Source organism: Streptomyces sp. NPDC006265 (genome assembly GCF_040613555.1).
Taxonomy (GTDB): domain Bacteria; phylum Actinomycetota; class Actinomycetes; order Streptomycetales; family Streptomycetaceae; genus Streptomyces.
Map to the genome: position 1 here is coordinate 1 of NZ_JBEXSH010000887.1, position 3,712 is coordinate 3,712.

Sequence of the window (3,712 nt, forward strand, 5' to 3'; positions counted from 1 at the left end):
GGCCCCGACCCCCCGGGCCGGGCCCGCACCGGTGCGGTGACCTCCCGCAGTCTGGCCCGGTCGGGCTTGCCCGACGGGGTGAGGGGGAGTTCGGGCCAGACCGAGACGTCGACCGGAGCGTGCTCCGGGGTGAGCGTCGCGGCCACGTAGCCGCGCAGGTCGCAGGAGGTGTGGCCGACGCCGGAGTGGAGTTCGACGGCGGCGTGGACCTGCTCCACCAGGTCCTCGTCGCGTACACCGAAGACCGCCGCCTGCCGCACCTGCGGATGCTGGAGCAGCGCCGCCTCGATGGCGGCCGGGTCGAGCTTGAGGCCGCCGTGCTTGATGACGTCGCCGACCCGGCCGTCGAGCCGGAGGTAGCCGTAGCGGTCCCAGTGCCCGAGGTCGCCGGTGCGCAGCCAGCCGTCCCGGTAGGTCGCCCGGGTCAGCTTCGCGTCGTCGAGGTAACCGGCGGACACGGTGGGCGAGTTGACCCAGATCTCGCCGGTCCGGCCGCGGCCCAGCGGGGTGCCCGACTCGGGTGCCCGGATCTCCACGCGCACCCAGGGGAAGGGCCGGCCGGCCGAGCCCAGCAGTTCGGGTTCTCGGTGGTCGAGCGGTGTGAGGCTGCTGATGCCGCCCGCTTCCGTGGTGCCGTACACCTGGATGAGGACGTCGCCGAAGACCCGGACCGCCTGCCGGACCCGCTCGGGGGCGGCCGGGGTGCCGCTGTAGGTGATGCGGCGCAGCGAGGACAGGTCGAACGAGGTGACCAGCGGGTGGTCGAGCAGGCGGTAGAGGTGTGGCACCGCCAAGTAGACGTCGGTGACGCCCAGTTCGGCGATGGCCGTCAGTGTCGTGTCGGCGTCGAACTCGTCGTGCAGGACGATCGTGCCGCCTGAGCACAGCACGGCGTCGGCCATGGGTGCCGTCGTGTGGCTGACCGGCGTGACCGACAGCAGGGTCGCCGGGCCCCGGGGGTCGAGGCCGGAGGCCAGCCGGTGGACGAGGTGTTCGCGGGTGCCGTGGCGCTGGGCGACCATCTTGGGCCGGCCGGTGCTGCCGCTGGTGAAGTCGACGACGGCCAGGTCGTCGGGGTGCGGTGGCGGGGCCGGCGGCACGGTGTCGTGCCCGTCGGCCGTGCGCGGGATCGCCCGCACGGTCAGGCCGGGCCGTCGCCGCGCCAGCCATCTCCCGCGGGCCGTGCTCTCCTCGTCGGTGTCGTCCACGAGCAGCAGGGACACCCCGAGGTCACGCAGGAGCCCCGTCTGGGTGGCGACCGAGAAGGTCTCGGTGTCCGTGCGCGGGTTCATCGAGCGGACGTAGACGGAGGTGGCGCCGAGGAGATGGACGGCGTAGCGGGCGCTGAGCATCAACGGGTGGTTGGGGCCGGTCAGGACGGCGACGGTGGTGCCGGGGCGGACGCCGTGGGAGTGCAGGAGCGCTGCGCTGCCCAGGACGGACGCGCGCAACTCGCCTGCCGTCACCGTCCGTTCCGGCCGGTGCAGGACGATACGGGTCGGGTCCCTGCCCAGCGCCGCGAGGACGCGGCGCGCATAGGGGCGGGGAATGGCTTCGGTGGTCATGGTCCTCCTCTCCGGACATCAGGAGATGTTTCCGGGAATCACGGAACACTTTCAGGAAGAAGCGTTTCCGGAAATCAGGCGATCTTCATTTGGGCCATCATTCCCATGGCGCTGTGGTCGATCATGTGGCAGTGGTACGGATAGACACCGCGGTGCGAATCGAAGGTGAGCTGGAGTTTCGCCGTCTGGCCGGGGAAGAGCAGCACGGTGTCCTTCCACCCGGTCTCCGCCGGATAGGGCGGCTGCCCGTCCCGTTCGAGAATGCGGAACTGCACCAGGTGCGTATGGAAGTTGTGCGGGACGGTGGCGCTCTTGTTGGTGACCGTCCACACCTCGGTGCTGCCCCACTCGATGTGGGTGTCGATGCGGTCCGGGTCGAAGGTCTTGCCGTTGATGTAGGCCTGGTGGCCGCCGGAGCCGGGCTCGTCCATGGAGAGCTCGAAGCTGCGCTCCACCGTCGGCTTGGGCAGGGCCGGCAGCGTGGCGAGGGTGTCCGGCACCCTGCTGGTGTCGGCGGTGCGCTCGCCGATGTCGAACCGCATGACCTGGCCGACGAGTCCGGTGGGGCCGGGGCCCAGCATGTTGGCGAGGGTGAGCTTGGTGCCCGGGGCGTACTTCGAGAAGTCGACGACGAAGTCGATGCGCTCCCCCGGGGACAGGACCAGCACGGGCGTTTCGGCGGGCGCGGCGAGCAGGCCGCCGTCGGTGCCGATCTGCCGCACGGGGTGCTGGGTGGCCGAGCCGTCGGACAACGCGAGGATGAAGATGCGCAGGTTGCAGGAGTTGACCAGCCGGAAGCGGTACCTGCGGGCCTCGACCTTGAGGTGGGGCCAGGGGCGGCCGTTGACCAGGATGGTCGTGCGGTTCTCCGCGTCGTCCATCGTGTAGACCATCTGCGCGCCTGCGTCGAAGTGCGCGTCGCGCAGGACCAGCGGGATGTCGTACTTCCCGGACGGCAGGCCCAGCCGGTCCTCGGCGGGGTCGCGCAGCAGGTAGAGGCCCGACAGGCCCCGGTAGACGTGCTCGGACTCCATGTGGTGGGCGTGGTCGTGCGTCCACAGGGTGGCGCCGGGCTGCTTGTTCTCGTAGACGTAGGTCCGCTTGCGGCCGGGGGCGATGGTGTCCATCATCCCGCCGTCGTGCGCCACCGGGTTGTTGCCGCCGTGCAGGTGCACCGAGGTCGGCATGTCCAGCGCGTTGACCTGCTGGACGACGGTGGTGCGGCCGGTGCGGGCGCGGATGGTGGGGCCCGTGAACGAGCCGTTGTAGGTCAGGGCGTCGGTGCGGGTGCCGGGCAGGATCTCCACGCCGGCGCGGCGCATCGTGACCCGGTAGTGGTCGGCGGTCCTGGTGCGGCGGTAGGGGGCCAGGACCGGCGGGGTCGTCAGGGGCAGCGAGAAGGGTTCGACCGGGACGGCTGCCGCGCCGGCCGGTGCGGCCTTCCCGGCCGCCGCGCCCGCGGCCGGCTGTCCGGCGGTGAGCGTCCGGAAGACCCCGCCCGCCGCGCCGACCGCGCCGACGGCGCCGGTGGTGAGACCGAGACGTATCGCATGTCGACGACTGAACACGAGGTTTTCCTTCACTGTCGGTGAGTTGGGGAGAGAATTCCTGTTCCGAGCATGCGCTTCGGGTGCCGGATGTCCGAGCGATTGCAGTCCGCCCCTGTCATCTGTCATGCCTTCCATGACCCCGGTCACGAGCGGGAATGGCGACTGTCATTCGGTGCGGCCGGTGAGGGGGGAGCCGGTGTAGCGGGCCGCAGAGTGGATTTCGACAGGTCCGCCCACGCGAGTTGTGTACCGGAGGCCCGATGAATCCCGCAGGCACGAAAGCGATCACCGAGAAACCCCCCGGGTCCGCCGCCCGGGCGCTGCGCACCGATGTGCGGGTGACGTTCGACGACGGCACGGGCACGGCGCTGCTGAGGGGGCCCGTCACCTCCCTGGTCCTGCGCCCGGTGCGCGGCCCGCTGCGTACGGTCCTGCTCCGGCTGGCCGAGGGGCCGCTGCCGCGGGAGGAGTTGTACGAGGGTCTCGACGCGGCCGGCCGGGAGCGGGCCGACGCCCTGCTGGCCCGAGCGTGGTCGCCGCGCTGATGTGGGGCTACCTGTACGGACCGGACTTCGGTCCCTTCAGCCAGCTGAGCCG

General features: G+C 71.3%; 3 protein-coding genes. 1 reads left to right on the plus strand and 2 read right to left on the minus strand.

All coding sequences use genetic code 11. The features are described from left to right. Window positions 1-1,565, minus strand: a 1,565-nt coding sequence (locus tag ABZ281_RS42140) for a fatty acid--CoA ligase family protein (protein ID WP_356663273.1), incomplete at its 3' end; no start/stop codon positions are given. 74 nt (window positions 1,566-1,639) lie between these two features. Next, window positions 1,640-3,133, minus strand: a complete 1,494-nt coding sequence (locus ABZ281_RS42145; protein ID WP_356663275.1) for a multicopper oxidase domain-containing protein — start codon at window positions 3,131-3,133, stop codon at window positions 1,640-1,642. 242 nt (window positions 3,134-3,375) lie between these two features. On the opposite strand from ABZ281_RS42145, the gene ABZ281_RS42150 reads away from it, so the two are divergent. After that, entirely contained in the window at window positions 3,376-3,660 is a 285-nt protein-coding gene (locus ABZ281_RS42150; protein ID WP_356663277.1) for a hypothetical protein, read from the plus strand. The last annotated feature ends 52 nt before the right edge of the window (window positions 3,661-3,712 follow it).

What these genes read in the sequence shown, in the direction of transcription:
- ABZ281_RS42150 (WP_356663277.1), top strand. Translation starts at nt 3,376, where the DNA reads ATGAATCCCGCAGGCACGAAAGCGATCACCGAGAAACCCCCCGGGTCC.